The sequence below is a fragment of the Flavobacterium sasangense DSM 21067 genome (assembly GCF_000686885.1).
Taxonomy (GTDB): Bacteria; Bacteroidota; Bacteroidia; order Flavobacteriales; family Flavobacteriaceae; genus Flavobacterium; species Flavobacterium sasangense.
Window position 1 is genome coordinate 88,451 of sequence record NZ_JMLU01000007.1, and the last position, 24,826, is coordinate 113,276.

The 24,826-nt window shown below is 30.2% G+C and carries 24 protein-coding genes; 16 read left to right on the forward strand and 8 right to left on the reverse strand.

Annotated elements, in window-relative coordinates; translation table 11 throughout:
- The first annotated feature begins 6 nt into the window (after positions 1–6).
- From BP92_RS0107155 to BP92_RS15915, 8 genes are all read left to right on the forward strand, one after another.
- Positions 7–957, forward strand: coding sequence for a hypothetical protein (locus BP92_RS0107155; protein WP_026725439.1), 951 nt, complete (start codon positions 7–9; stop codon positions 955–957).
- Positions 957–1,970 (forward strand): dTDP-glucose 4,6-dehydratase, encoded by a 1,014-nt coding sequence (gene rfbB, locus BP92_RS0107160; RefSeq protein ID WP_026725440.1) that lies wholly within the window; start codon positions 957–959, stop codon positions 1,968–1,970. Before BP92_RS0107155 ends, rfbB begins: the two co-directional genes overlap by 1 nt.
- Positions 1,970–2,827 (forward strand): glucose-1-phosphate thymidylyltransferase RfbA, encoded by an 858-nt coding sequence (gene rfbA, locus BP92_RS0107165; protein ID WP_026725441.1) that lies wholly within the window; start codon positions 1,970–1,972, stop codon positions 2,825–2,827. The genes rfbB and rfbA overlap by 1 nt, the downstream gene beginning before the upstream one ends.
- An 85-nt stretch (positions 2,828–2,912) precedes the next feature.
- Positions 2,913–3,464, forward strand: a complete 552-nt coding sequence (gene rfbC, locus BP92_RS0107170) for a dTDP-4-dehydrorhamnose 3,5-epimerase (protein WP_026725442.1) — start codon at positions 2,913–2,915, stop codon at positions 3,462–3,464.
- Positions 3,458–4,321, forward strand: a complete 864-nt coding sequence (gene rfbD / locus BP92_RS0107175; protein WP_026725443.1) for a dTDP-4-dehydrorhamnose reductase — start codon at positions 3,458–3,460, stop codon at positions 4,319–4,321. Before rfbC ends, rfbD begins: the two co-directional genes overlap by 7 nt.
- A complete protein-coding gene (locus tag BP92_RS0107180; protein ID WP_026725444.1) occupies positions 4,321–5,418 on the forward strand; it encodes an acyloxyacyl hydrolase in 1,098 nt (365 codons plus the stop codon). The genes rfbD and BP92_RS0107180 overlap by 1 nt, the downstream gene beginning before the upstream one ends.
- 1 nt (position 5,419) lies before the next feature.
- Positions 5,420–6,190, forward strand: coding sequence for a GIN domain-containing protein (locus BP92_RS0107185; protein WP_084329680.1), 771 nt, complete (start codon positions 5,420–5,422; stop codon positions 6,188–6,190).
- Between the two features lie 2 nt (positions 6,191–6,192).
- Positions 6,193–7,158, forward strand: coding sequence for a glycosyltransferase family 2 protein (locus tag BP92_RS15915; protein WP_035693064.1), 966 nt, complete (start codon positions 6,193–6,195; stop codon positions 7,156–7,158).
- A 7-nt stretch (positions 7,159–7,165) separates the two neighbouring features.
- Here the strand turns inward: BP92_RS15915 and BP92_RS0107195 are convergent, their stop codons facing one another.
- Together BP92_RS0107195 and BP92_RS0107200 are read right to left on the reverse strand one after the other, a co-directional pair.
- The gene (locus BP92_RS0107195) at positions 7,166–8,113 is read right to left on the reverse strand and encodes a glycosyltransferase family 2 protein (RefSeq protein ID WP_026725446.1); all 948 of its coding nucleotides are present in this window, start codon (positions 8,111–8,113) and stop codon (positions 7,166–7,168) included.
- A gap of 12 nt (positions 8,114–8,125) precedes the next feature.
- Complete coding sequence (locus BP92_RS0107200) at positions 8,126–9,610, reverse strand: glucosyltransferase domain-containing protein (protein ID WP_084329682.1); 1,485 nt, start codon at positions 9,608–9,610, stop codon at positions 8,126–8,128.
- Positions 9,611–9,723: 113 nt separating this feature from the next.
- Between BP92_RS0107200 and BP92_RS0107205 the strand changes: the two genes are divergently transcribed.
- Positions 9,724–10,284 carry a hypothetical protein gene (locus BP92_RS0107205; RefSeq protein ID WP_026725448.1) on the forward strand — a complete coding sequence of 187 codons (561 nt, stop codon included), beginning with the start codon at positions 9,724–9,726 and terminating at the stop codon, positions 10,282–10,284.
- Positions 10,285–10,323: 39 nt separating this feature from the next.
- On the opposite strand, the gene BP92_RS15920 is transcribed toward BP92_RS0107205, so the two are convergent.
- The 6 genes from BP92_RS15920 to gmd are packed head-to-tail and all read right to left on the reverse strand — an operon-like array spanning position 10,324 to position 16,737.
- Entirely contained in the window at positions 10,324–11,091 is a 768-nt protein-coding gene (locus BP92_RS15920) for a glycosyltransferase family 2 protein (protein WP_051604416.1), read from the reverse strand.
- Positions 11,088–12,584, reverse strand: a complete 1,497-nt coding sequence (locus tag BP92_RS0107215) for an oligosaccharide flippase family protein (RefSeq protein WP_160169121.1) — start codon at positions 12,582–12,584, stop codon at positions 11,088–11,090. Before BP92_RS0107215 ends, BP92_RS15920 begins: the two co-directional genes overlap by 4 nt.
- 8 nt (positions 12,585–12,592) lie before the next feature.
- On the reverse strand, positions 12,593–13,537 hold the full coding sequence (locus tag BP92_RS0107220) for a hypothetical protein (RefSeq protein WP_026725450.1): 945 nt from the start codon (positions 13,535–13,537) through the stop codon (positions 12,593–12,595).
- 15 nt (positions 13,538–13,552) lie between these two features.
- A complete protein-coding gene (locus tag BP92_RS0107225; RefSeq protein ID WP_026725451.1) occupies positions 13,553–14,719 on the reverse strand; it encodes a DegT/DnrJ/EryC1/StrS family aminotransferase in 1,167 nt (388 codons plus the stop codon).
- A complete protein-coding gene (locus tag BP92_RS0107230; protein ID WP_026725452.1) occupies positions 14,712–15,638 on the reverse strand; it encodes a GDP-L-fucose synthase family protein in 927 nt (308 codons plus the stop codon). Before BP92_RS0107230 ends, BP92_RS0107225 begins: the two co-directional genes overlap by 8 nt.
- Before the next feature lie 13 nt (positions 15,639–15,651).
- Complete coding sequence (gmd, locus tag BP92_RS0107235; RefSeq protein WP_026725453.1) at positions 15,652–16,737, reverse strand: GDP-mannose 4,6-dehydratase; 1,086 nt, start codon at positions 16,735–16,737, stop codon at positions 15,652–15,654.
- Positions 16,738–17,163: 426 nt separating this feature from the next.
- On the opposite strand from gmd, the gene BP92_RS0107240 reads away from it, so the two are divergent.
- Genes BP92_RS0107240 through BP92_RS0107270 form a run of 7 tightly spaced genes read left to right on the forward strand, consistent with a single transcriptional unit; the run spans position 17,164 to position 24,796 of the window.
- Complete coding sequence (locus tag BP92_RS0107240) at positions 17,164–18,099, forward strand: O-antigen ligase family protein (protein ID WP_150111885.1); 936 nt, start codon at positions 17,164–17,166, stop codon at positions 18,097–18,099.
- An 11-nt stretch (positions 18,100–18,110) separates the two neighbouring features.
- On the forward strand, positions 18,111–19,262 hold the full coding sequence (locus BP92_RS0107245; protein WP_026725455.1) for a glycosyltransferase family 4 protein: 1,152 nt from the start codon (positions 18,111–18,113) through the stop codon (positions 19,260–19,262).
- Positions 19,263–19,319: 57 nt separating this feature from the next.
- A complete protein-coding gene (locus BP92_RS0107250) occupies positions 19,320–20,426 on the forward strand; it encodes a DUF1972 domain-containing protein (RefSeq protein WP_026725456.1) in 1,107 nt (368 codons plus the stop codon).
- Positions 20,368–21,702 carry an O-antigen ligase family protein gene (locus tag BP92_RS0107255; RefSeq protein WP_026725457.1) on the forward strand — a complete coding sequence of 445 codons (1,335 nt, stop codon included), beginning with the start codon at positions 20,368–20,370 and terminating at the stop codon, positions 21,700–21,702. Before BP92_RS0107250 ends, BP92_RS0107255 begins: the two co-directional genes overlap by 59 nt.
- A gap of 2 nt (positions 21,703–21,704) precedes the next feature.
- Positions 21,705–22,688: a UDP-glucuronic acid decarboxylase family protein gene (locus tag BP92_RS0107260; protein ID WP_026725458.1), complete on the forward strand. Its 984-nt coding sequence runs from the start codon at positions 21,705–21,707 to the stop codon at positions 22,686–22,688.
- Positions 22,689–24,041, forward strand: coding sequence for an exopolysaccharide biosynthesis polyprenyl glycosylphosphotransferase (locus BP92_RS0107265; protein ID WP_026725459.1), 1,353 nt, complete (start codon positions 22,689–22,691; stop codon positions 24,039–24,041).
- The gene (locus BP92_RS0107270) at positions 24,041–24,796 is read left to right on the forward strand and encodes a glycosyltransferase family 2 protein (protein ID WP_026725460.1); all 756 of its coding nucleotides are present in this window, start codon (positions 24,041–24,043) and stop codon (positions 24,794–24,796) included. Before BP92_RS0107265 ends, BP92_RS0107270 begins: the two co-directional genes overlap by 1 nt.
- Positions 24,797–24,826: the final 30 nt, after the last annotated feature.

Here is a 24,826-nt window from a genome sequence, read left to right on the forward strand (position 1 = left end):
GTTTAAATGAGTACAAATTCTCAAGATCAAGAAATCGATTTAGGACAAATCGGAACTGGAATTAAGAGCCTTTTTAATGGAATAATTAATTCTGTTTTCGATTTTATATTCTTTTTGAAAAAGAAAATAATAATTGTAGGTGGACTTTTTGTAGTAGGTATAATATTAGGTTTTTTATTGGACAGAAAACTTTCCTATAATCAAGAGATTTCGGTAATTCCTAATTTTGGAAGTAATGAGTATTTGTACACCAAAACCGCTTTTTTACAATCACGCCTAAAAGAAAAAGATGAAGCTTTTTTTAAATCAATTGGGGTTAAAGATTATAAAAAAATAAACAATATTAATGTTGAAGCTTTTAATGGAGTTTTTGGTTTTATTAGTTCTAGTGAGCCAAACTTTGAATTATTAAAGTTAATGGCAGAAGATGGAAATTTAAAGGAAATTATAAAAGAAGATTTTACAAGTAAAAATTACTATTCTCATAATATTACCATTTCTACTTCTGAAAAGATAAATCAAAAAGAAATCATTGATCCCATCTTAAAATATTATCAAGAAAACACATTTTATCAAAAACAACAGGTAATTCATCAAGAAAACATTGATGAAAAAATCAAATTTAATGATTCATTAGTGAATCAAATCGATGGTTTAATAGTTAAATTAACGGATTCTAAAAGTGCTAGTAATGTAACTATTTCAGAAAATAGTAGTATTACAGCATTGATTAACAAGAAAGATGAATTGATTAAAGAGTCTCAAAATTTAAAACTAAATAAAGGGGAATACGAACAAATTGTTAAAGTAATAAATGTCTCTTTAAATAATCTTAATACAAAAGGACTTAACAGCAAAATGAAACTGCTTTTACCCTTCTTATTTGTATTTTTATATTTAATAGGTTTTGCATTTAATAATTTATATAAAAAGCAATTAGCAAGAATTAAAGGGTAATGAAACACATATTAGTAACTGGCGGTGCCGGATTCATTGGAGCTAATTTTGTTCCTTATTTTATCGAAAATAATCCAGATTATCATTTAGTAAATTTAGATTTACTTACTTATGCTGGAAATCTTAACAATGTAAAAGAAGTAGAAAATCACCCAAGATACACTTTTGTTCAAGGGGATATTTGCGATAGAAATTTTGTGGAGCAATTGTTCCAAAAATATCAATTTCATGATGTAATACATTTTGCAGCTGAAAGTCATGTAGATAACTCTATTTCGGGTCCAGAAGCTTTTATTAAAACCAATGTTTTAGGAACGTTTAATTTATTAGATACCGCAAGAAAACTTTGGATGTCAGCACCCAATCAATACAATGTTGGATTTGAAAATTCGCGTTTTCACCATGTTTCTACTGATGAGGTTTATGGAACATTAGGTGAAACTGGTTTGTTTGAAGAAACGACTCCGTATGCTCCAAATAGTCCCTACTCGGCTTCAAAGGCAGGTTCTGATATGATTGTGAGAAGTTATTTTCATACCTATGGAATGAATGTGGTAACAACTAATTGTTCTAACAATTACGGACCCAAACAACACGATGAAAAGTTAATTCCAACGATTATTCGTAAAGCAATTTCTGGCGAAAATATTCCAATTTATGGCGATGGAAAAAACGTACGCGATTGGTTATATGTTTTAGATCATTGCAAAGGAATTGAATTAGCGTTTAAAACCGGAAAAGCTGGAGAAACCTACAACATTGGAGGAAGAAACGAACGTAATAATTTATATATAGTTGACACTGTTTGTTCAATTTTGAATGAATTACAACCAAAATCAGAAGGAAAATATCAAGATCAAATTACATTTGTGAAAGATAGACCTGGTCATGATTTACGTTATGCTATTGATGCCACCAAAATTGAAACCGAATTAGGCTGGAAAGCTGATGAAAATTTCGAATCAGGTATTAAGAAAACCATCGAATGGTATTTACAAAAATATAACAACTAATGAAAGGAATTATATTAGCTGGAGGTTCAGGCACACGTTTACATCCGTTAACATTGGCGGTTAGTAAGCAGTTGATGCCAATTTACGATAAACCCATGATTTACTATCCATTATCAACTTTGATGTGGGCAGGAATTAGTGAAATATTAATTATTTCAACACCTCATGATTTACCTTTATTTCGTCAATTATTAGGCGATGGAAGTAAATTAGGCTGTCGATTTGAATACGCTGTTCAAGAACATCCTAACGGATTAGCAGAAGCGTTTATCATTGGAAAAGATTTTGTTGGAAACGACAAAGTAGCTCTGATTTTAGGAGATAATATTTTCTACGGAACTGGTTTGGCCGAGTTACTTCAAGCGAATAGTAATCCAAATGGTGGAATCATTTACGCCTACCATGTTCATGACCCAGAGCGTTATGGTGTAGTTGATTTTGATGCAGCTGGAAAGGTGTTGTCTATTGAAGAAAAACCAGCCCAACCTAAATCTAATTATGCTGTTCCAGGAATTTATTTCTACGATAATGATGTTTTAGATATTGCAGCTAATATAAAACCAAGTCACCGAGGCGAACTAGAAATTACCGATGTGAATAAAGAATATTTAAACCGAGGTAAATTACAAGTAAGTATTTTAGATAGGGGAACTGCTTGGTTAGATACAGGAACGTTCCAATCGTTAATGCAAGCTGGTCAATTTGTTGAAGTTATTGAAGAACGTCAAGGATTAAAAATTGGAGCCATTGAAGAAGCGGCATACAAAATGGGCTTCATCGATGCGAATCAGCTAAAAGCATTGGCCGAACCGTTATTAAAAAGCGGTTATGGAAAACATTTAATAAGCCTAATTTAATTAGTCAATTTGTCAATGTGATAATATGCTAATGTGAACAAAAAGGACTCATTGACATATTAAAAATTGGCACATTATGTAGAATATGACATTTATAGAGACCAAACTAAAAGGATGTTTTATCCTGGAACCCAAAATATTTAAAGACGAACGTGGTTACTTCATGGAAAGTTTTAATGAAAAGACTTTTCAAGATGGAGTAGGGCATAAAGTAACTTTTGTTCAAGACAATCAATCGTTTTCAACTAAAGGTGTTTTGAGAGGTTTGCATTATCAATGTGGCGAACATGCGCAAGCCAAACTAGTTCGTGTTTTACAAGGTGAAGTTTTGGATGTAGCTGTAGATTTGCGTCCCGAATCACCAACTTATGGACAATATGAAACTGTTTTACTTTCGGGTGAAAATCAAAAACAGTTTTTTGTTCCAAGAGGTTTTGCACATGGTTTTTTAGTGTTATCTGAAACAGCAACTTTCTTTTATAAATGCGATAATTTTTATAATAAAGAAAGCGAGGGCGGATTAATTTACAATGACCCAACCGTTAATATCAATTGGAATTTTCCTTTGAATGAATTGATAATTTCCGACAAAGATCAAATATTACCTAATCTTGAAAACACTAAGAAAGTATGGTAGTATTAGTAACGGGAGCTAACGGTCAATTAGGACAATCGATACAGTTTATTGCTAATAAATATCCAAATATTCAGTTTGTATATACCGATTTTCAAGAAATGGATATTACTAATATTGAAAATTGTAAAGCCGTTTTTGCAAAACACCAACCTCATTTTTGTATCAATACAGCCGCTTATACTGCTGTTGATAAAGCTGAAAGTGAATCGGATAAAGCGCATTTAATTAACGCTGTTGGTCCTGAAAATTTAGCCAAAGTTTGTAAAGAATTCGATACTATTTTAGTTCATATTTCTACAGATTTTATTTTTGATGGTACTTCAAAAGTTCCTTATTTAGAAACCGATGTTCCAAATCCGAAAAGTATTTACGGACAAACGAAATTAGATGGAGAACTCGCTATTAAAAGGAATTGGGAAAAACATTTCATTGTAAGAACTTCTTGGGTGTATTCTCAATTTGCAAATAATTTTATGAAAACCATGTTACGATTGGCTTCAGAACGAGACACTTTATCTGTTGTGAACGACCAAATTGGAACACCTACAAATGCAGTTGATTTAGCTGAGTTTTTACTAAAAATAATTACATCTTGTCAGACTGAGTCACACGAAGTTTTCGGGATCTATAATTTTTCAAACGAAGGCGTTTGTTCTTGGTACGATTTTGCGGCAACAATATTCCATCAAAAAGGAATAGAGATTGATTTGAAGCCTATTCCAACAGATTCCTATCCAACGCCTGCTAAAAGACCTGCTTATAGTGTTTTGGATAAAACGAAGATAAAAAAGGTTTTTGGAGTTGAAATTAAAAATTGGAAAGAAAGTTTAACCGTAAGTTTAAACCATTTGAATTAATGAAAAAAGCCCTACTTTTTATCTGCTTTTCTGTTTCATTATCTTTTTCTCAAGAGAAATCATCGGGTTATTTTGATGTTCAACTTTTTAGAGGGAATATTATAAAACATTCAGAAGATGTTGGACATTTGATTTCAGGTCATCCGGATGGATTTTTAGTAAGTTACAACTGGAAAACTTTTGGTAAAAAAGAATGGGAGCAAGTTTATAATTATCCCGATTATGGAATTTCATTTCATTATTTAGACTTTAAAAATCAATATTTAGGGTATAATGTTGCTTTAGGATTACATTATAATTTTTACTTTTTTAATAGAAATTTAATGTTTCGAATTTCACAAGGAATTGGAATGACATCGAATCCTTATGATAAGGAAACCAACAATAAAAATAACGCTTTTGGAACGAAAGTAATGGATAACACCTACTTTATGTTGCAGTATAAAAAAGAAAATCTTTTCAATCGAATTGGTTTTCAAGCAGGATTTATGCTAACGCATTTTTCAAACGGAAGATTCAAAGCCCCAAATAGCGGAATTAACACCATTGCATTAAACGTTGGATTAAACTATAATTTAGGCGAAAATCAAGAATACATCAAGGATTCTTTACCAGCATCATCAACGTATAAAGAACGAATTAAGTATAACGTTGCTTTTAGAACGGGTATTTCAGAAGGACCAGTTCCAAATTTAGGACAACGTCAATTTTATCACATCGGTTTATATGCCGATAAAAGAATAGGAAGAAAAAGTGCTTTACAATTAGGAACCGATGTTTTCTTTTCAAGATATTTGAAAGATTATATTGATTTTGTTTCGGTGGCTTTTCCTCAAGGTCATGAATCATATGCTGCTTCTGATACCGATTATAAAAGAGTTGGATTGTTTGTTGGGCATGAATTATTCATTAATAAACTTTCCATTGAAACACAACTTGGTTATTATGTTTATAAGCCATTTGATTATGAAATTGATATTTATCAAAGAATCGGAGCAAAATATTATCTTTACAAAAACTTCTTTACAGGAGTTGGATTAAAAACCCACGGCGGAAGAGCTGAAGCAATAGAAGCTACCCTAGGAGTACGATTATAAGATGAGAAAATTTATTTTACATATAGTTACTTTGTGTTGCCTAATTTTGGTAACAAGCTGTGGTATTTCCGAAGATTGTTTTAAAGGAAATGGCAATCAAATTACGCAAACATTTCCTTTTGAAGGTTTTTCTAAAATAAAAGTATATGATGGTGTTGGGTTAGTTGTTAAAGAAGGACCTAATTATGAAGTTAAAATAAAAACATCAGAAAATATCATTGACAACTTAGATGTTAAGCTAGAAGGAAATATGCTGGTGATTAAAGACAATTCTTCTTGTAATATTGCTAGGGATTACGGACAAACGACTGTTTATATTACCATTCCTGATGGAACTATTTTACCTTTAGTTCAAGAGTTAGAATTACATTGTAAAACGGAACAAAAGATTGCATCAGACGGGATATTACATTCTCCAATTATTCGTTTATTTTCTATTGGAGATGATGGAGATGGTGCTGGAACTGGTGATTTCCATATTACAGTTAATAACGGACAGTTAGTTGTGGAAAGCAATAATGTTTCTAACTTTTATATTAATGGACATTGCACCGAAATGTTATTAAATTTTTACTTTGGAGATGGTCGTTTTTATGGCGAAAACTTACAGGTTGAAAATATAAAAGTATATCAAAGAGGTTCAAATGATATGTTTGTGTATCCAATTCAAAAAATAGAAGGAACTATTTTTGCAACAGGAAATGTTGTTTTAAAAAATGTACCTCCTATAGTTAATGTAGATGAGGTATATAGAGGAAGAGTAATTTATTAAACATGAATCAAAAGAAAAACATCTATTGCTTAACACCCATTTATAACGATTGGGAAAGTTTTGCTGTTTTGGTTCAAGAGATAAGTTTTTTAAAGCAAAATTTTAGTGCTTACGATTTTTTTATAGTAGCCGTAAATGATGGTTCTACTGAGGATATTTCAGAAGACTTTGATTACAAGAATATACCTGCTACGGTTTTAAATTTAAAAATAAACATTGGACATCAAAGAGCTATTGCTGTTGGGTTGCAATATATTTATAATGAAGTTTTCGATTATGATTTTGTTGTGGTGATGGATAGTGACGGAGAAGATAAACCTCAAGACATAAAAGAATTAATCAACAAAGCGGAACAAGAACAAGAAAAGAAAATCATTTTCGCCCAACGAAAAAAACGTCAAGAATCTACATTTTTTAAAATAGGATATTTCTTTTATAAATATCTATTTTACTTCTTAACAGGACAAAAGATAAGCTTTGGAAATTTCAGTGTAATTCCAAAAAAGTTACTTTCAAAAGTAGTCCATCAAAACAACATTTGGAATCATTATTCAGGTGGAATCATTCAGTCTAAAATTCCGTTTGAAAAAGTTTTACTCGACAGAGGAAAGCGTTACAAAGGTGTTTCAAAAATGAATTTTAATAGTTTAATAGTTTACGGATTAAGTTCTATTTCGGTTTATTTTGATTTTTTATCCATCCGTATTCTTAGATATTCATTGTATGGAATAGGCATTTGTACGATTTCTGTTTTATATATATTATACCAAAAATTATTTACCGATAATGCGATTCCTGGTTGGGCATCAAGTTTAACATTGATTATTTTGGGCATTATTTTACAATTGTTTTCAGTAACTCTTGTTGTTTTGTTATTGCAATTGAGTTCTAGGAAGAATATAAATAGTCCCAATTCAGAAATATATTTAGATTTTATTGAAGGTAAAACCGTGTCTGTTTTCGTTTAAAAAAAAGTTATTTTGTTTTTTTATCTATAAAATATCTAGGTCTTTTCTTAACCTCTAAGTATATTTTACCTATATACTCTCCTAAAATTCCAAAACAAAACAATTGCACTCCTCCTAAGAAATACATTGGCAAAACAGTAGAAAGCCAACCTGGTACAATGTTTTCTGAATAAAGAGATAATAAAGCATATCCAGTTAATAGAATACATATAATAAATATTGCAAAACCAGTGATAGTTACAATTTTCAAGGGATAATTACTAAAAGAAGTAATTCCATTCCAAGCGAAAGACAACATCTTTTTTAATGGATATTTAGATTCTCCAGCAAATCTTTCTAATCTGTTGTAATACACATAATCTTTGTTGTATCCAATAGATGGAATTATTCCTCTCAAAAACAAATTAACTTCATTAAATTCACTTAATGAATCTAAAACTCGTTTACTACACAATCTATAATCAGCATGGTTATGTATAATATTTACTTTCATTTTTTTCATTAGTTTATAGAAAAAAAGAGCAGAATTTCTTTTGAAAAAAGAATCTGTTTTTCTCTCTTTCCTAACAGCATAAACCACATCAATACCTGAAATAAATTTTAAGATCATTTCCTCTATTACTGAAATATCATCTTGTAAATCAGCGTCAATAGAGATTAAAGCATCAGTTTCTTCTTTATATGTTAGTAACCCAGCAAGAAGCGCATTTTGATGTCCAACATTGCCTGCTAGTTTTAATCCTTTAATGTTTGTATGTTTCGAAGAGTTTTTTTCTATGATCTCCCAGGTTTTATCCTTACTGCCATCATCTACAAAAACAGCAAAACTCTTATTAGAAATAAGATTTTTTACAATTAAATTAGAAATTATTTCTTGAATTCTTGTAGTAGTTTCTTCCAACACTAATTCCTCATTGTAACAAGGTAATACAATACCAATAATAGGGTTTTCCATAAAAAAATTATTTTATTCAAAAGGTAATGGTGTTCCTTTTGTATCACCAATTTTGACTACCACCACATTGTTTATTTTTTTTACCGATTCTGGGCTTGGCCAAATAGGCATAGACGGAATAGAATCTTTTACCTCATCAAAAGCTTCTTTATTATCTAAAAATTTGTAATAAGCAACGTCATTATATCTAAAAAAATTAATTATTCTCCAGTTATTTCCACCATCCCAACAGAATAATGAACCACCAAAAACATCTGAATTAGGAATTTTTAACTTATCATGGTTTGATTGTGGTAAAGAACCGTAAAAATAGACGTAATGAAGATTTGGGTTAAATTCAGGGTATTTGTTTAAAATTGTATTGTCAATTTTTTTAGCCACTTCTAAATCATGATGAAATATTTTATAATTAGAATAGAAAAGATTTGTAATAAAATAAATGTTTGCTATGATAATTAATAACACACCAAATAAAAGTGGTTGAAAATATTCTTTTTTAAATACTTTAATAGTATAAGTAATTATGAAAGCGTAAATAATTCCAGAACTCACATAAAGTCTTGGTGGGTGAGAACCGTTAGTAATAAAAAAAGATATAAAAAAAGGTAAAATAAATAAAGCTAACAAACATAGTATTTTTAACAAAATATTCTTTTTTTCAATAATAATACTCGTAATTAGAGCGATACAAGCCAATGAAGAAAAAACAAAAGTTTTGTTACCATAATAGAAATTCCCTCTTATATTGTCTACCCATAAATTATAAAAATCAACAAATCTGTCATTTGTATTTCCAGATGTATATGATGAAAGATAGCCTCCTTCGACTGGAGGACAAAACATTTTAACTGATATATAATAGAGAATGATAGATATAATCATTAAAACAGCAAATTTTAATAATTTTATAATTTCTGTTTTAAATTTAAAATCAGGATTAGATAGATTTATAAAAAAATAAACAAGGTATGTAACTACTGGCATGAAAATTAATGCTTGATAGACAGCAATACCAAACAAAATGAACAAACTCGAAATTATAAGTAATACTAACGAAATAGGTTTTTTAATGTTGTCAATATTTTTTATGAATAAGGTTACTCCTAAAATCGAGAAGAAAAAGCCAATAGGAACTGCATCTGCCTGCATAGTAAATGCTAATTGGTAAGCATGTTGAGGTAGAGTTAGAAATAAAGCACAAAAGATAAAACTAGATATCCCTTTTAGTTTAAAAATTTTTGAAAGTTCCACAGCAGTTAAGCTTAAAAAAATTAACCCCAATAACAAAGTGAAATAAGGTAAATGGCCTTCAAAAATTCTATATCTAATTAAATTAGTTCCCCATCTGCCTAAACCCATAGAGTAATCAGAAAAAGCAGGTGACTCACTATCAACGGTTAAGCTGTAATTTGTTAATGCAAAACCATAAGTAGCCATGCTAATAATAAAGGAGAACAATAAAACAGAATAGTTTTTAAAGAATAACTTTTTATCCATAATTAAGTATTAAATTTTAATAAAGAATTTTTTTTCTAAAAAAAGGAAAAAAATCTTTTCAAAGTTAATGTTTAAATAGAAAAAAAAATATCTTTGCATAAAATTTTTTAAAAATGAAGACAAAGTATATTTCATTAGCACTTTTATTTTTTGTGTTAATTGGTTGTAAAGTTGATAAAGAAAATTCTAATTCAGATGCAAATTCAACGGGAAAAACAGAAAGTTCAAAAGCTACAGGGGCTGGTTTTAAAGTTTCTTTTAATGCTTTAGTTGACAAAGATGATGCTTTCCAACTTTTCTACAATGAAGATGGTACTGAGAGTTTTACAGGGGAACAAATGGTAGAATTCAAATTAAAAGGAAGTAACGAGCCTCAAAACATTGAATTTTTATTACCAGACGATGCTATGCCATTAAATTTTAGATTTGATATTGGATCAAATAAAGATCTTAAAGAAGTCAAATTTAACAAATTTAAAATGGAATATAATGGCAAGTCATTTGAATGTGATGCTGCAACATTTTTCAAATATTTTTATCCAAATGATCAAGTTGTTTTAGATACAGTTAATACTGTTGCCAAAACAGTTGGGAAAAAAGATGCTCCTTTTGATCCAATTATTGGAGGTACTTTACATTTGAGAAATGAATTAGAAAAATTTTATCAAAAATAAATTTGATTTAAATATAAAAAAATAGGAACCTAATGGTTCCTATTTTTTGTTTAACATTATTTTGATGTAGCATTTAATTAAAGAACTGTAAAACTTATAGTAAGAAAACCATTTTGAGGTATAACCATATTTAAGTTTTACTTGTAATGCTTCTTTTAAAGCTGTATATATTTGATTACTTACACCGCCATTTTGCATGTTTGCAGTGATTGTTTTAAAATACTCAGGACGAATTTCTTCTTTGCAGCGAATGTAAAAATCTAAATCACCTACAATTTTATATTCCGTACTAAAAACACCAACTTTTTCAAACAATTCTCTTTTGTGAAAAGAACCAACTTGAGCGATATTAATATCGGTTATTACATTCTTCCACTTGTATTTTTTACCAAAAACAGAAAGTATTTCACCTTTATCATTAGTTAAATTAACTTGTGAAGAAATGTAATTAATTACTTCGTTTTTATTAATCTCATTAAAGTATAATTGCAATGCGTTATGTAAATAAGAATCATCAGATCCCAAAAAACTAATCCAATTACCCGAACTTAGCTGTATTCCTTTGTTCCAGGCGTCGTAAATTCCTTTATCTTTTTCGGAGATAAATTTATAGGAAATTCCTTTAGCTTCAAATTTGGGAACAAATGATTTTATAATTTCCAAAGTACCATCAGATGAATTACCATCTATAATAATGTATTCGAAATCTTTAAAATCTAAATTTAATACAGATGTAATGGTATCTGTAATGGTTTTTTCGCTATTATAAGAAGCGGTAACGATGCTAAAAAATGGGGTTGTACTCATTTATTTTTTGTAAATAATTGCATTACTTTTTCGATTACACTTTTCAAATGATAATTCTTGAAAAATGAAAAGACAAAAAAGATAAGACATAAAACAAAAATACAGATAAATAAGTAATTTAAAGTACCATTAAACCAACTAATTATGGTAAAATATCCAAAAAAGCTTGAACCAATTGCCGAAATTACAAAGAATACATCATTTTTTGAAAGTAAGCTCTTCCATGAAATGTTGTTTTCTTGTTGGTAAGAAAACAAAACTAATAATGAACCTATTAAAAAAGCAACGTTCCAACCTAATATAACGCCATAACCACCAAAATGAACACCTAGAAAATAGCCTAATATTGGATTGATAATCGTAATGGCTAAATATGAATACATCAACCAATTCAATTTGCCTTCTCCTAAGTAACTAAAATAAGCAGGATTGCTGCAAATATTAACAAAGGCTACAATGCTGTTTAAAACTACTGCAAACAAGAAAAAAGGAACGATTTCACCAATCCACAAAAATGAAACGATTGGAGCTGTTATAATAATGCCTGTAATTAAAACAATATCAAAAAGCAGTACTATTGAAAACGTTTTGACGTATAGTTCTTTAACATAACTTTCATCGGTTTCTTTTGCTTCGGCTACCACAGGAATAATAACTTGGTTCGCACTTACAATTAGACCACGTAATTGCGTAACCAATCGACTTGCCATTTCATAATAACCTACCATGGCTAACCCACCATATTTACTTAAAAACGCTTTAGTTATAGGTTCAAATGACATTTGCATAAACGATAAAGCTTGCATTTTTAAACCATAATCAATGATTTCTTTGAATAAACTTTTAGACCAATTCCATTGGAAGGTAAAAATCCCTTTTATGTATTTAGATAAAAAGTATATTGAAGTTAGTAAGACTACTGCAGCTTGAACAATTTGGGCAAAAATTAACCCTTTTAATCCAAATTTTGGTGTTAGTAAAACACTTAAGGCAAAAAGTAAAATAGAAGTAAAGCTAACAATATAACTTTTGATATAATTTTTCTGAATTCCATCTAAACAGCTGCTAATAACTCCTCCTAAGGCATTAATAACTAAACTGATTAATGAAAATGGTAATATTTCTAATGCTATTGGTAGATATTGAGCTTCAATAAAATGAGGTAAAATATAAGTGCCTGCAATTAAGATGATAACCGAAATAATGGAATAGGTAACTATTATAAAAACGGAAGCAGTAAAAATGAGTTTTTTTAAACTTTCAAAATCGTTTCGGGTATGATAGGTAGCTACAAATTTAACGATACTTGTGCTAATGCCAAAATTAGCAATTAAAGCTAGCGAAGTTGAGGCAATGATTAAAGACCAAACCCCAAGCAATTCAATTCCTAATTTAACCAATAAGTAACGATACAAAAGCAAATAAACAATTCCCACGACCAGAACTTGTCCTATCGCAGCGATTGAATTGAAAAGAAGTTTCGATTTTTGCAAGCGTTTTCCTATTTAGAATTGAGAATAAAATTTTCAATTTGAGTAACTCTATTGTCCCAATTGTGGAAGTTTTTTACAACTTCATAATTTTTTTCTATAAGTGGGATATACGTATCAAAATTAGCTAAAATCGTTTCGATTTGTGTCACAGGATTTTCTTCGTCAATTTCAATTATCGGATTGTAATCAAACAAATGAAGCATATCGTATGGTAGTTTGCCTAAAATTAAACATCTAGACGCCATCGATTGTAAAAAACGATTGGTAATAGTTGAAATATAACCAGTAACTTTTGGATGTGTAATATTGGAAGGAACACAAATTGAAATTTTAGAATTGGCTAAACCAAACAAAAATTCTTCGCGGGTTGGAAAAATAATTTGTCCCGCTTTTTTTTCGTATTGGTAAACTAAATCGTTTTCAACGATTTTAATTTTTTCGTGATATTCATTCCATTTTCTACCTAGTTGTAATATATCGGTAGTTCTTTCATGGTAGGGAATAAATTGATATTGGGTAACATCAATTCCTTCTGGTATCCAATGTGATTGAAAATTTGGAATATTTAAAGTGTTGAAATAATCTGCCGATTGCTTACTTGCTGTGAAAACCAAATTAATTTTATAAGCTCTTATGGTTTTTTCAATCTCATCAAACAAAGGTTCCCAGGCATCATACATCCAAAGCACTTTTAAATCGGCATTGAAATGAAAATAAGGAAAAAACTTTTCTTTTTGATACCCAATTACCACATAGTTTTTATGCTTTTTAATGGGTAGTTGAATCGGCGGAATAAACTTAAGAAGTTGGCGAAGCACTCGCGCTTGAATGCTTCCCACTCCATTTATTATTTCCCAGTTGGGTTTATTTATAATTCTAGCTTCAAACTCATAATACAAGTCCATAGAAACATGGTGATTGAAATTGGTTTTAACCAAAGTAAATTGTTTCATGAGTAAAAATTTTAATTACAAAGAGGTTAACACTCGATGTAAATGCTTAATTTCTTCCGTTAAATCAATTTGGTGATTTCCAACAAAGAAACCTTTTTTGTCTAAGTATTGTGCGTTTTTCATTTCACCAAAAATTTCACAATCAAAGTATTTTAATACTTCGTTTTTAGTAAAATCTCCTGTAACAATTGGACGACAATCGATGTGATTTTCTTCTAACGCTTTTACAATATCTAAACGATTTAGTGTTGATTCGGGTTTAATGATAAAACTAAATCCAAACCAACTGCTGTTGTCGATGTCTTTTTGAATATAGAAATCTTTATTATCTCTAAATAAAGAAACAAATAATTCAGCATTTTTTCTTCTTTGGTCTAAGAAGGAAGGTAATTTTTTTAATTGTTCCACACCAATTACACCACTCATTTCAACAGGTCGCACATTGTAACCTGGTAATAAAAAACGGAATGATTCTTCGAACCAATTATCACTTTTGTTAGAAATTTTATTTTCTTTTGGTAAATGACGTGTCCAGCCATGCGCTCTTAAGCAAACCATTACATGATACATTTCTTCGTCATCGGTTACAATTAAACCACCTTCCATGGTAGCCATGTGATGCGAAAAGAAAGTAGAAAAAGTGCCAACTAAACCAAAAGTTCCCGTTTGTTTTCCTTTGAATTCAGCCCCCATCGATTCACAGTTATCTTCCATTAAGATAATGTCTCTAGAACCAATGATTTCTTTTATAGCATCAAAATTATTTGGGTTACCCAAAAGATTTACCGCTAAAATTATTTTTGTGTTATCGGAAACGGCTAGTTTCAATTGGTCTAAGTCGAAATTTAACGTGTGTAAATCTACATCTACAAACTTCAATTTTAATCCATATTGGTATAGTGGATAATAAGTGGTTGACCAAGAAACGGCTGGTACAATAACTTCGTCGCCTCTTTTTAATTTTGGATTTTTAGTATAAAACATTGCGGCAACTGCAATTAAATTAGCAGATGAGCCCGAATTTACCATAACCGCGTATTTTGAATTGACAAATTTTGCAAAATCGTCTTCAAATTGTTTTACGCCTTCGCCCATAGTGTACATATCTTTTGCGATAACACCATTGATGGCTTCTATTTCTTTTTCATCCCAAGTTGAGGATGCTAATGGATATTTAATCATGTAAAACCGATGTTTTAAAGTATTCAACTGTTTTTTTAATTCCTTCTTCTAAGGAGGTTTGATGTTGCCAACCAAATTGTCTTAGTTTCGTATCATCAATTAATTTTTGTTTCATTCCGATTGGTTTAGACAAATCGTGAACAAATTTTCCTTCAAATCCAATTACGTTAGCAATAGTTTGATAGTATTCATTTATGGTATAATCAAATCCTAATCCCACGTTGATGTTTTGTGGCATTTGGTCAAATTTTTCTAAAGCATAAAATACAAAGTCGGCCAAATCTCCTGTGTACATGAATTCTCTTCTGGCTAAACCATCGCCCCAAATATCAATTTCAGTAGCGTTGTTTTGTTTGGCTTCATAAATTTTCTTTATTACTGCCGGAACCATGTGTGAATGTTCAGGTGAAAACTTATCGTATTTTCCATATAAATTGCATGGAATAACAGTTTTGTATTGCAATTTTGGATTTTCTTTAACTATGTATTCGCACAAACGAGTAGCGACAACTTTTGCAATAGCATACCCTTCATTTGTAGGTTCTAATTCACCTTTTAAAATTAATTCTTCTTGCAATGGATTTTGTGCTTCACGCGGATACATACAAGAACTGGCCATATTCATAAATCCTTTGATTCCGTTTTCTTTAGCCGCCATGATTATGTTTCTTCCCATGTCTAAATTGAAAACTAGGAAATCTACAGGTCTTGCCATGTTGGCTTGAATTCCGCCAACTAAACCTGCGGAATGGATAATAAAATCAGGTTGGTGTTTTTTTAGATAAGCATCAACTGCGTTATAATCTCGTAAATTCAGTTCAGCACTTGATGGTGATAATAAGATGTGCTGATTTGCTTTTGGATGTTCCAAAATATTTCTGCCCACCATGCCATTACCGCCTGTAACTAATATTTTCATATGGAAATTTTAGTTATTCGTATCTTTTCAATGAATCTCTGTCTTTAAAACGAACTACATAGTTTAAATCGTGTTGCATCATGATTTTAACTAGTTCTTCGATAGAAGTACGACTTGGATTCCAACCCAATTGCGTTCTTGCTTTTGTAGGATCTCCTAATAAACTTTCTACTTCAGCAGGTCTGTAATAGTTAGGATCAACTTCAATAATTACTTTTCCAGTAGCTTTGCAAATTCCTTTTTCATTTTCATTTTCACCTTGCCATTCTAGCTCAATTCCAGCTTCTCTAAAAGCTAGTTCACAGAAGTAACGCACCGAATATTGAACCCCTGTTGCAATTACATAATCTTCTGGTTGTTGTTGTTGTAGCATTAACCACATACATTCTACGTAATCTTTAGCATAACCCCAATCACGCATAGCATTAAGGTTTCCTAAATATAATTTCTCTTGTAATCCGTGTTTAATTCTTGAAGCTGAAAGCGTGATTTTTCTTGTAACGAAAGTTTCCCCTCTACGCTCTGATTCGTGGTTGAATAAAATTCCGTTTACAGCGAACATCCCGTAAGATTCACGGTAATTTTTGGTAATCCAAAATGCATAAATTTTAGCTACACCATAAGGAGAGCGTGGGTAAAAAGGAGTAGTCTCTTTTTGAGGTACTTCTTGCACTTTTCCGTATAATTCAGAAGTAGAAGCTTGGTAAATTTTTGTTGTTTCGGTTAACCCACAAATTCTGATGGCTTCTAACAAACGTAACGTACCAACCGCATCGGTTTCTGCGGTATATTCTGGCATATCAAAAGACACTTTTACATGCGATTGTGCTGCCAAATTGTAAATTTCGTCTGGTTTTATTTGTTGCACTAAGCGAATTAGACTTGTTGAATCAGTCATGTCGCCATAATGAAGGTTGATTTTTTTATCTTTATGTAAGTCTCTGATTAGAGACTCTATATATAAATGCTCAATTCTTTCGGTATTAAAAGTAGAACTTCTTCTTATGATTCCGTGAACTTCGTATCCTTTTTCTAATAATAACTCGGCCAAATACGAACCATCCTGCCCATTAATTCCGGTAATTAACGCTTTTTTCATCTCGGGTTAAAAATTTAATAGCTACAAATATATATCTTAAAAAGTAATTGTATAATTTTTAGCAATATATTTTGTGAAATAGCTTTATATTTGGGAGCTAAATACTAGAATTTGATTGCAAAAAAACACATCCCAATAACGTTATTTACACTTGTTTTGTTGTGCGAACTTTATTTGCCTTCTTACAAGTTAAATTTTGCTATTCAGTTTGTTAGTTTAGTTACAGTCGTTTTTATTAGTAAGACTAGTATTTCTTTACGTTTTTTTAAAACAATTCTTCCTTTATTATCCATTTTTCTTGTTGGGTTTCTAGGATATTTACTAGATTTTTATCCGCTGTCTGCCACGATTAAAGATATTACTTATTTTTTAAAACCTATCGTTGTTCTGGTCTTAAGCTACGTCTTAATTAAGAAGCAAAACGATATGTTTCTTTTCTTAAAAGCAATTGTTTTTATTGCTGCTTTTACTGCTTTTTTACATTTATTTGGAATATTTATACTAGGAGATTTTAGATCTAATTCGATACATGAATTAAGAGGTGATTTTGGATTGGATAATTTCATTGAAATTTTTGCTTTATATATTCTTTTGTTTTTCAAACACTTTTTAGGTAAACCAATTGTAGAAGATAGAAGATGGTATTATGTATTGGTTGTAGTTTTTCTTTTATCGATTTATTTGTATTTTTCCAGAACTATGTTGGTAGCCTTCTTTTTAGTAGGTTTTTCAATGCTCGGGTATGCTAAAATTACGACAGGAACCTTAAAATTCATAGGATTTGCATTTTTATTGATTGGGTTATTATATGCTTATTTATTTTCAGTTAAAATTGACCGAAATGCCAAAGGAGTGGAAGCGTTTTTATACAAAATAAAGATTGCTCCAGAAGAAATTTTCGAAACAAAAATAGATAGGGAAAATCATAAAGAGTTATGGGATCACTGGCGCGGGTATGAAGCTAAAAGAGCTCTTGAATTAATGAATGAAAATCCTACAAGTTATTTTTTTGGAACAGGTTATGGATCTTTAATTAATTTAAAATTTAAGGCGCCTGTAGGAGAGCAAGACATGAAGTATATTTCAAGAATACATAATGGCTATGTTTTTGTTTTGTATAAAACAGGTTTTGTAGGTTTGATTCTATACTTTATTTTTTTAATCAAATTATACTTAAAAATTTATACTAAAAAAAAATCAGAAGAGGCTTATTTTGTAGATAGAATTATTGTTAGTATTGGTGTTTTTTATGTTTTCACATCTTTGATTATTACTGGAATTTATATTCCTATTGATGCAGTAATTTTTATTCTTGGTGGATTGTTGAGTTTTGATACACTTTTGGTTAATAAAAAAACATAATTTTTGAAATAATGAAAAATGTACTTTTTGTTCATCAATCTGCTGAACTTTATGGTTCAGATAGAACTTTGTTATTATTAATGAAACACATTAATAAGCAAAAATTTCATCCTATTGTTGTGTTGCCTAATGAAGGACCTTTGAAAATTGAATTAGAAAAGGAAAAAATTGAGGTTCATATAGCCCCTGTTATAAAGTTACACAGAAAAATGTTTAAGCCTCAGAGTTTTATTGGATTTTTAAAACAATTAAAGCAAGGTTTTTCAATTTTAAATCATTTAAATGAAATACATCAGTTTGATTTGATTTATTCAAACACTTTGGCTGTTTTATTAGGGTTTATTTATGCAAGAAAAAAAGGCATGAAACATATTTGGCACGTTCATGAAATAGTAGAATCACCAAAAATAGTTTCAAAAGTTTTTAGATTTCTATTAAACAGAAAAAGTAATTTTTTTACTATTTACAATTCAAACGCAACAGCTGATTTCTGGAACTCATTCAATAATGTTGTAAATTATAATAGTTTTTGTATTATTCATAATGGTTTAGAAATGCCTAAAGAAGACATTTCTTATGATGAAATTAATTTAATTAGAAGGGATTGTTTTAAAGTTAAAGAAGAAATTGTAATTGCTTTGGTTGGAAGAATTAATAGACTAAAAGGGCATAAATTAGTATTAAATGCTATTGAAGGATTAGATAAAAAGCTATATAAAGTTTTATTTATTGGGTCATCAGTAGAAAATCAGGAATTTTATATTGATGATTTAAAAACAATAATAAAAGAAAAAAAACTTGATAATAACGTACTTTTTATACCATTTAATAATCAAATGGACAGAATTTGGAAAGCTGTTGACATAGCTGTTGTGCCATCAACAGAGCCTGAGTCTTTTGGATTAGTCGCAGTAGAGGCTATGTTAGCAAAAAAACCCGTGATCGCATCAAATCATGGAGGTCTAACAGAAATAATTAAACATAAAGAGACAGGTTTTTTAATAGAACCAAACAATGTTAAGGAGTTGACTAATGCAATAGAGTTATTAGTTAATGATAAGCAATTGAGAACAGAAATGGGAGAACAAGGTTACTTAAGGGCCATTGAGGAATTCTCTATTCAAAAATATGTTTCTAAAATTGAAAAAGTCCTATTAGATTGAGGATTTAGAATTTAATACCTTAAAAGTTTTATATTTGCTTTTGTTAAAAAAATCTAAATGAAAATTGGAGTTTTAGGAACGCGCGGAATCCCTAATCACTATGGGGGTTTTGAGCAGTTTGCAGAATTTTTCGCCACTTATGCCGCAAGTCAAGGACATGAGGTGTATGTTTATAATTCCCATAGTCATCCTTATCAAGAAAAGGAATTCAGAGGTGTGAATATTGTGCATTGCTATGATCCTGAAAATAAAATAGGAACTGTTGGTCAGTTTATTTATGACTTAAATTGCATTAGAGACGCCAGAAAAAGAGATTTTGATATTATTCTTCAATTAGGCTATACCAGTAGCTCTGTGTGGTTTTCTTTACATCCAAAAAACGCTATTGTAATTACCAATATGGATGGTTTAGAATGGAAACGCACTAAATATTCAAAAAAAGTACAAAAAGCACTTCAAATAGCAGAACGGTTAGCGGTAAAAAAGAGCGATTATTTAATTGCAGATTCTATTGGAATTCAAAAATATATCAAGGAAAAGTATCAAAAAGAAAGCACTTATATTGCCTACGGCGCTCACAATTTTAACAATCCCAATCCTGAAATTTTAAAAGAATATCAAGTCGAAAAAGAAAATTTCAACATGATTATGGCCCGTTTTGAGCCTGAAAATAACTTGGATATGGTGCTTGAAGGAGTTGCTATGGCAGAAGATAAAACACCAATTTTAGTAATTGGAAATCACAACACTAAATACGGAACTTATTTAAAAAATAAATTTGAAGCCTTTTCTCATATTCGATTTTTAGGAGCGGTTTATAATTTAGACCATTTGAATAATCTACGATATTATTCCAATCTGTACTTTCACGGGCACACCGTTGGAGGAACCAATCCGTCATTACTAGAAGCTATGGCATCTAAGGCTTTAATTGCAGCTCATAACAACGATTTCAACAAAGGCGTATTAAAAGAAAATGCTTTTTATTTTACATCTGCCGAAGAGGTTAAAAAAATCTTAAATGCAATCAAAAAAAGTAATAACTTGCAGTTTGTAGAGAATAACTATAATGCAATAGCTTCAGCTTTTAATTGGGAGAAAATAAATGAACAATATTTACAGCTTTTTCAGCAATGTTTGGAAGGAACTTTTAGAGGAAAATAGACAAAACACAGCGTTTATTCCTTTTTTATTATTGTTAATTACTTTGCCAATTTCAATGGCAGTTAATAATATTTTATTAGGGGTCTTTTTTTTATCGTCGCTTTTATATGTAAGAAAAAATAAGTTCGTTTTGTCGGTTACTTTTTTGATTCCAATTCTGTTGTTTGTTTGGATGTGTGTTTCCTATTTTTGGTCTATCGACTTAAAAAGAACCCTTAGTGCTATTCCAAAAGAAATCGCATTACTACTGCTTCCTATCGCTTTTATGTTAATTCCTACTTTTACTAAAGAGCAAAAAGATAAGATTTTAAAATATTACAGTTACACAATGTTGATTTACGTTGTGTTCTTTTTAATTCGAGCTTTAATTCGGTTTTTAATAACCAAGGAGACAAGCGTTTTCTTTTATCACGGACCAGACAATGAAACGGATACAGGATTAGTACCTAGATTATTAAATGCTATTCACGTTTCGGTATATGTTTCAATTGCATTCTTTTATTTTTTTATTAAAGAACACAAAACAAAGTGGGAACAAGTTGCAAGTATCTTATTGTTTGTTTTTGTAATTCTTTTATCCTCTAAAAATATTATTTTAGTTTTAGTTTTATTAATTCTAATTCAGGTTTTTTTCTATTCAAAAATTGCTAATCGTCTTAGATTACGAAATCTTACCATTATATTAATTTTATTAGGGTTTATAGTATCTTTTAGTAAAATTAAAGAACGCTTTTTGGTTGAATTTAGAACTAATTCTGACAAAAGTATTTCACACAATGTAGCGCTAAATAAAAGCGAAGGAATCAACAACATTAGTATTGCTGATGCTTGGACCAAAGAACAATTTCACCCATCGGATTATTTTCCTGGAACTGCTTTTCGAGTTTATCAATTTAGAATGTTTACTGAATTTTTAGAGGAAGATGCTATTTTTTGGAAAGGATTTGGCCTTAATGCTTCCTTAAATAAATTATTAGAAAAGGAAAAACAGTATAATTTGTACTCGGGCTACGGAACTTTTAATTTTCACAATCAGTATGTGCAAAATTTTGCTGAGTTAGGTGTAGTTGGATTCTTACTATTACTGATTATTTTGTACATAAACACAAAAAAAGCCTTTGGTACTAAAGATTTTATGCATATTGCTTTTGCAGTTTTAATGATAAGCTTATTTTTGACAGAATCTTTCTTGTGGAGACAGCGAGGCGTTTTGTTTTTTATGTTATTATATTGTCTTTTTAATGTAAAAACCAGAATAAAATTAGAAAAAGAATAAAAATGAAAAGAATATTAATAACAGGTGCGGCAGGTTTTCTTGGCTCTCATCTTTGTGATCGATTTATAAAAGAAGGTTATTTTGTAATTGGAATGGATAATTTAATTACAGGAGATTTAAAAAATATTGAACATCTTTTTAAACTTCAAAATTTTGAGTTTTATCATCATGATATCACAAAATTTGTTCACGTTCCTGGTAAATTAGATTATATTTTACACTTTGCTTCTCCAGCTAGTCCAATTGATTATTTAAAAATTCCAATTCAAACCCTAAAAGTTGGTTCTCTAGGAACGCATAATTTATTAGGTTTGGCTCGTGTAAAAAAAGCAAGAATTTTAATTGCTTCCACATCTGAAGTTTACGGAGATCCATTGGTTCATCCACAAACAGAAGAATATTATGGAAATGTAAACACCATTGGACCTCGTGGCGTTTATGACGAAGCCAAACGTTTTCAAGAATCGATAACTATGGCTTATCATACTTTTCATGGTGTAGAAACTAGAATCGTTAGAATTTTTAATACTTATGGACCAAGAATGCGATTAAACGATGGTCGTGTAATTCCAGCTTTTATTGGACAAGCATTGCGTGGTGAAGATTTAACTATTTTTGGCGATGGAAGTCAAACGCGTTCTTTTTGTTATGTGGATGACCAAGTTGAAGGTATTTTCAGATTATTACATTCTGATTATCATTTACCTGTAAATATTGGGAATCCTGATGAAATCACTATTAAAGATTTTGCAGAAGAAATTATCAAACTTACAGGTACAAATCAAAAAGTAGTATATCATCCATTGCCAGTTAACGACCCGATGCAAAGACAACCTGATACTACAAAAGCAAAAGAAATTTTAGGTTGGGAAGCAAAAGTTTCAAGATCCGAAGGCATGAAAATTACGTATGATTATTTTAAGACCTTGTCAACAGAAGAATTATTAAAAGAAGAACACAAAGATTTTACAAAATTCATTCACTAATTGAAAAATAAAACCGGAAGATACTCAGTCTATATTAGGCCCATAATAATATTTTTAGATTTAGTTATTGTAAATCTATTGGTATTATTGTGTATGCGTTCGGCTATGAGTAATTTTGGTTATCACTCAATTCTAACCGTGTTTTGGCTAATAATATCTTATTATTCAGGATATTATGAGGTTTATCGCTTTACTAAAGGAATTGAAATTTTTGGAAAATTATTAAAGCAGTTTTTCTTTATAAGCTTAATTACTTTTGCTTATGTTGGATACAAATATAAATATGTAACAACAGAAGAAGTTGGACGATATATCCTTTGGTCGTTTCTTTTAGTCGGGTTATTGAAATTTTCAATTTTTATTTTACTCAAAAAGTATCGCCTTTTATATGGTGGAAATCATAGGAACGTAATCATAGTTGGACATGGTAAGAGTGTTGATGAACTAAAGGATTTTTTTACCAACAATCCGGATTATGGATACAATCTTGTCCATATTTTTGATTTAAAAGGAAATAAGAAAACTGAACTTTTAGAGAGTAATGACTACGTAATTACTCATAAAATAGATGAAATATACGCCTCTATTAATACCCTTACAAATAGGGAAATTGATAATTTAATTCATTTTGCAGATAACAATTTAAAAACGATTAAATTTTTACCAGATAGTAAAAATACTTTTTTAAGAAATTTAGCGGTCGAATATTACGATTATATCCCAATTATCTCGTTAAGAACAATACCATTAGACAAAGAAGTAAATAAACGATTAAAAAGAGTATTTGATGTTGTTTTTTCTTTGTTAATTATTATTGGACTACTATCATGGTTGACACCTTTGATAGCCTTGTTGATTTTATTTGAATCAAAAGGACCAATATTTTTTAAACAAAAACGAAATGGATTAAACTACGAAGAATTTTATTGTTATAAATTTCGTTCGATGCATTTGAACCCTATCGCAGATGTTGAACAAGTTCAAAAAAACGATCCAAGAATTACTAAAATAGGTAAGTTTATTCGTAAAACAAGTATTGATGAACTACCTCAGTTTTTTAATGTTTTATTAGGAGACATGTCGGTTGTTGGACCAAGACCTCACATGGTAAGCCATACAGAAATGTATGCTAAAACTGTAGATAAATTTATGGTGCGACATTTCATTAAACCTGGGATTACAGGTTTAGCACAAACCAATGGATTTAGAGGAGAGGTAGAAACAGAAAAAGACATCATTAACAGAGTTAAATATGATATTTTCTATCTAGAAAACTGGTCTATTTTGTTAGATATTAAAATTATTTTTGCAACAGTAGTAAACGCCATTAAAGGAGAGAAAAAAGCTTACTAATGAATGATGCTTTAGTTTCCATAATTACACCTTCCTATAATTCTGCAAAATTTATTGCCGAAACCATTCAATCAGTACAAAATCAAACCTATTCAAACTGGGAAATGATTATCGTAGATGATGGTTCGTCTGATGAAACGGAAAATGTAGTTTTATCGATACTCCAAAAGGATAATCGCATCCAATTTTATAAGTTAAGTCAAAATTTAGGACCAGCAGTAGCTCGAAATACAGGAATTGAAAAAGCGTCTGGAGATTATATGACGTTTATTGATGCCGATGATATTTGGTTCCCAACCTTCATAGAAAACAACATCAAAACCATTCAAGAAACCGGAATTCCATTCGTATTTTCATCTTACAGAAGAGCCAATGAACAATTAGAATTTGTCTATTCTGATTTTATTGTACCACAGAAAGTTTCGTATACCGATATTTTAAAATCCAATTCCATAAGTTGTTTAACGGCATTTTTGGATATTAAAAAGTTAGGTAAAAAATATATGCCACTCATCCGAAAACGTCAAGATATGGGATTGTGGTTGAACTATTTAAAAGTAATTCCTTTCGCACACGGAATCCAAGAAACGCAAGCGATTTACCGAATCAGAGAAAATTCGCTTTCCAGAAAAAAATCGGATTTAATTAAATACCAATGGCAATTTTATAGAGAAGTTGAAAAGCTCAATATTTTCCAATCCGCATATTATATGTTACATTGGATGTATCGCGGTTTTATGAAGTATAGAAATTAGTTTTCGACTTCGCTCAAACTGACAAATGAA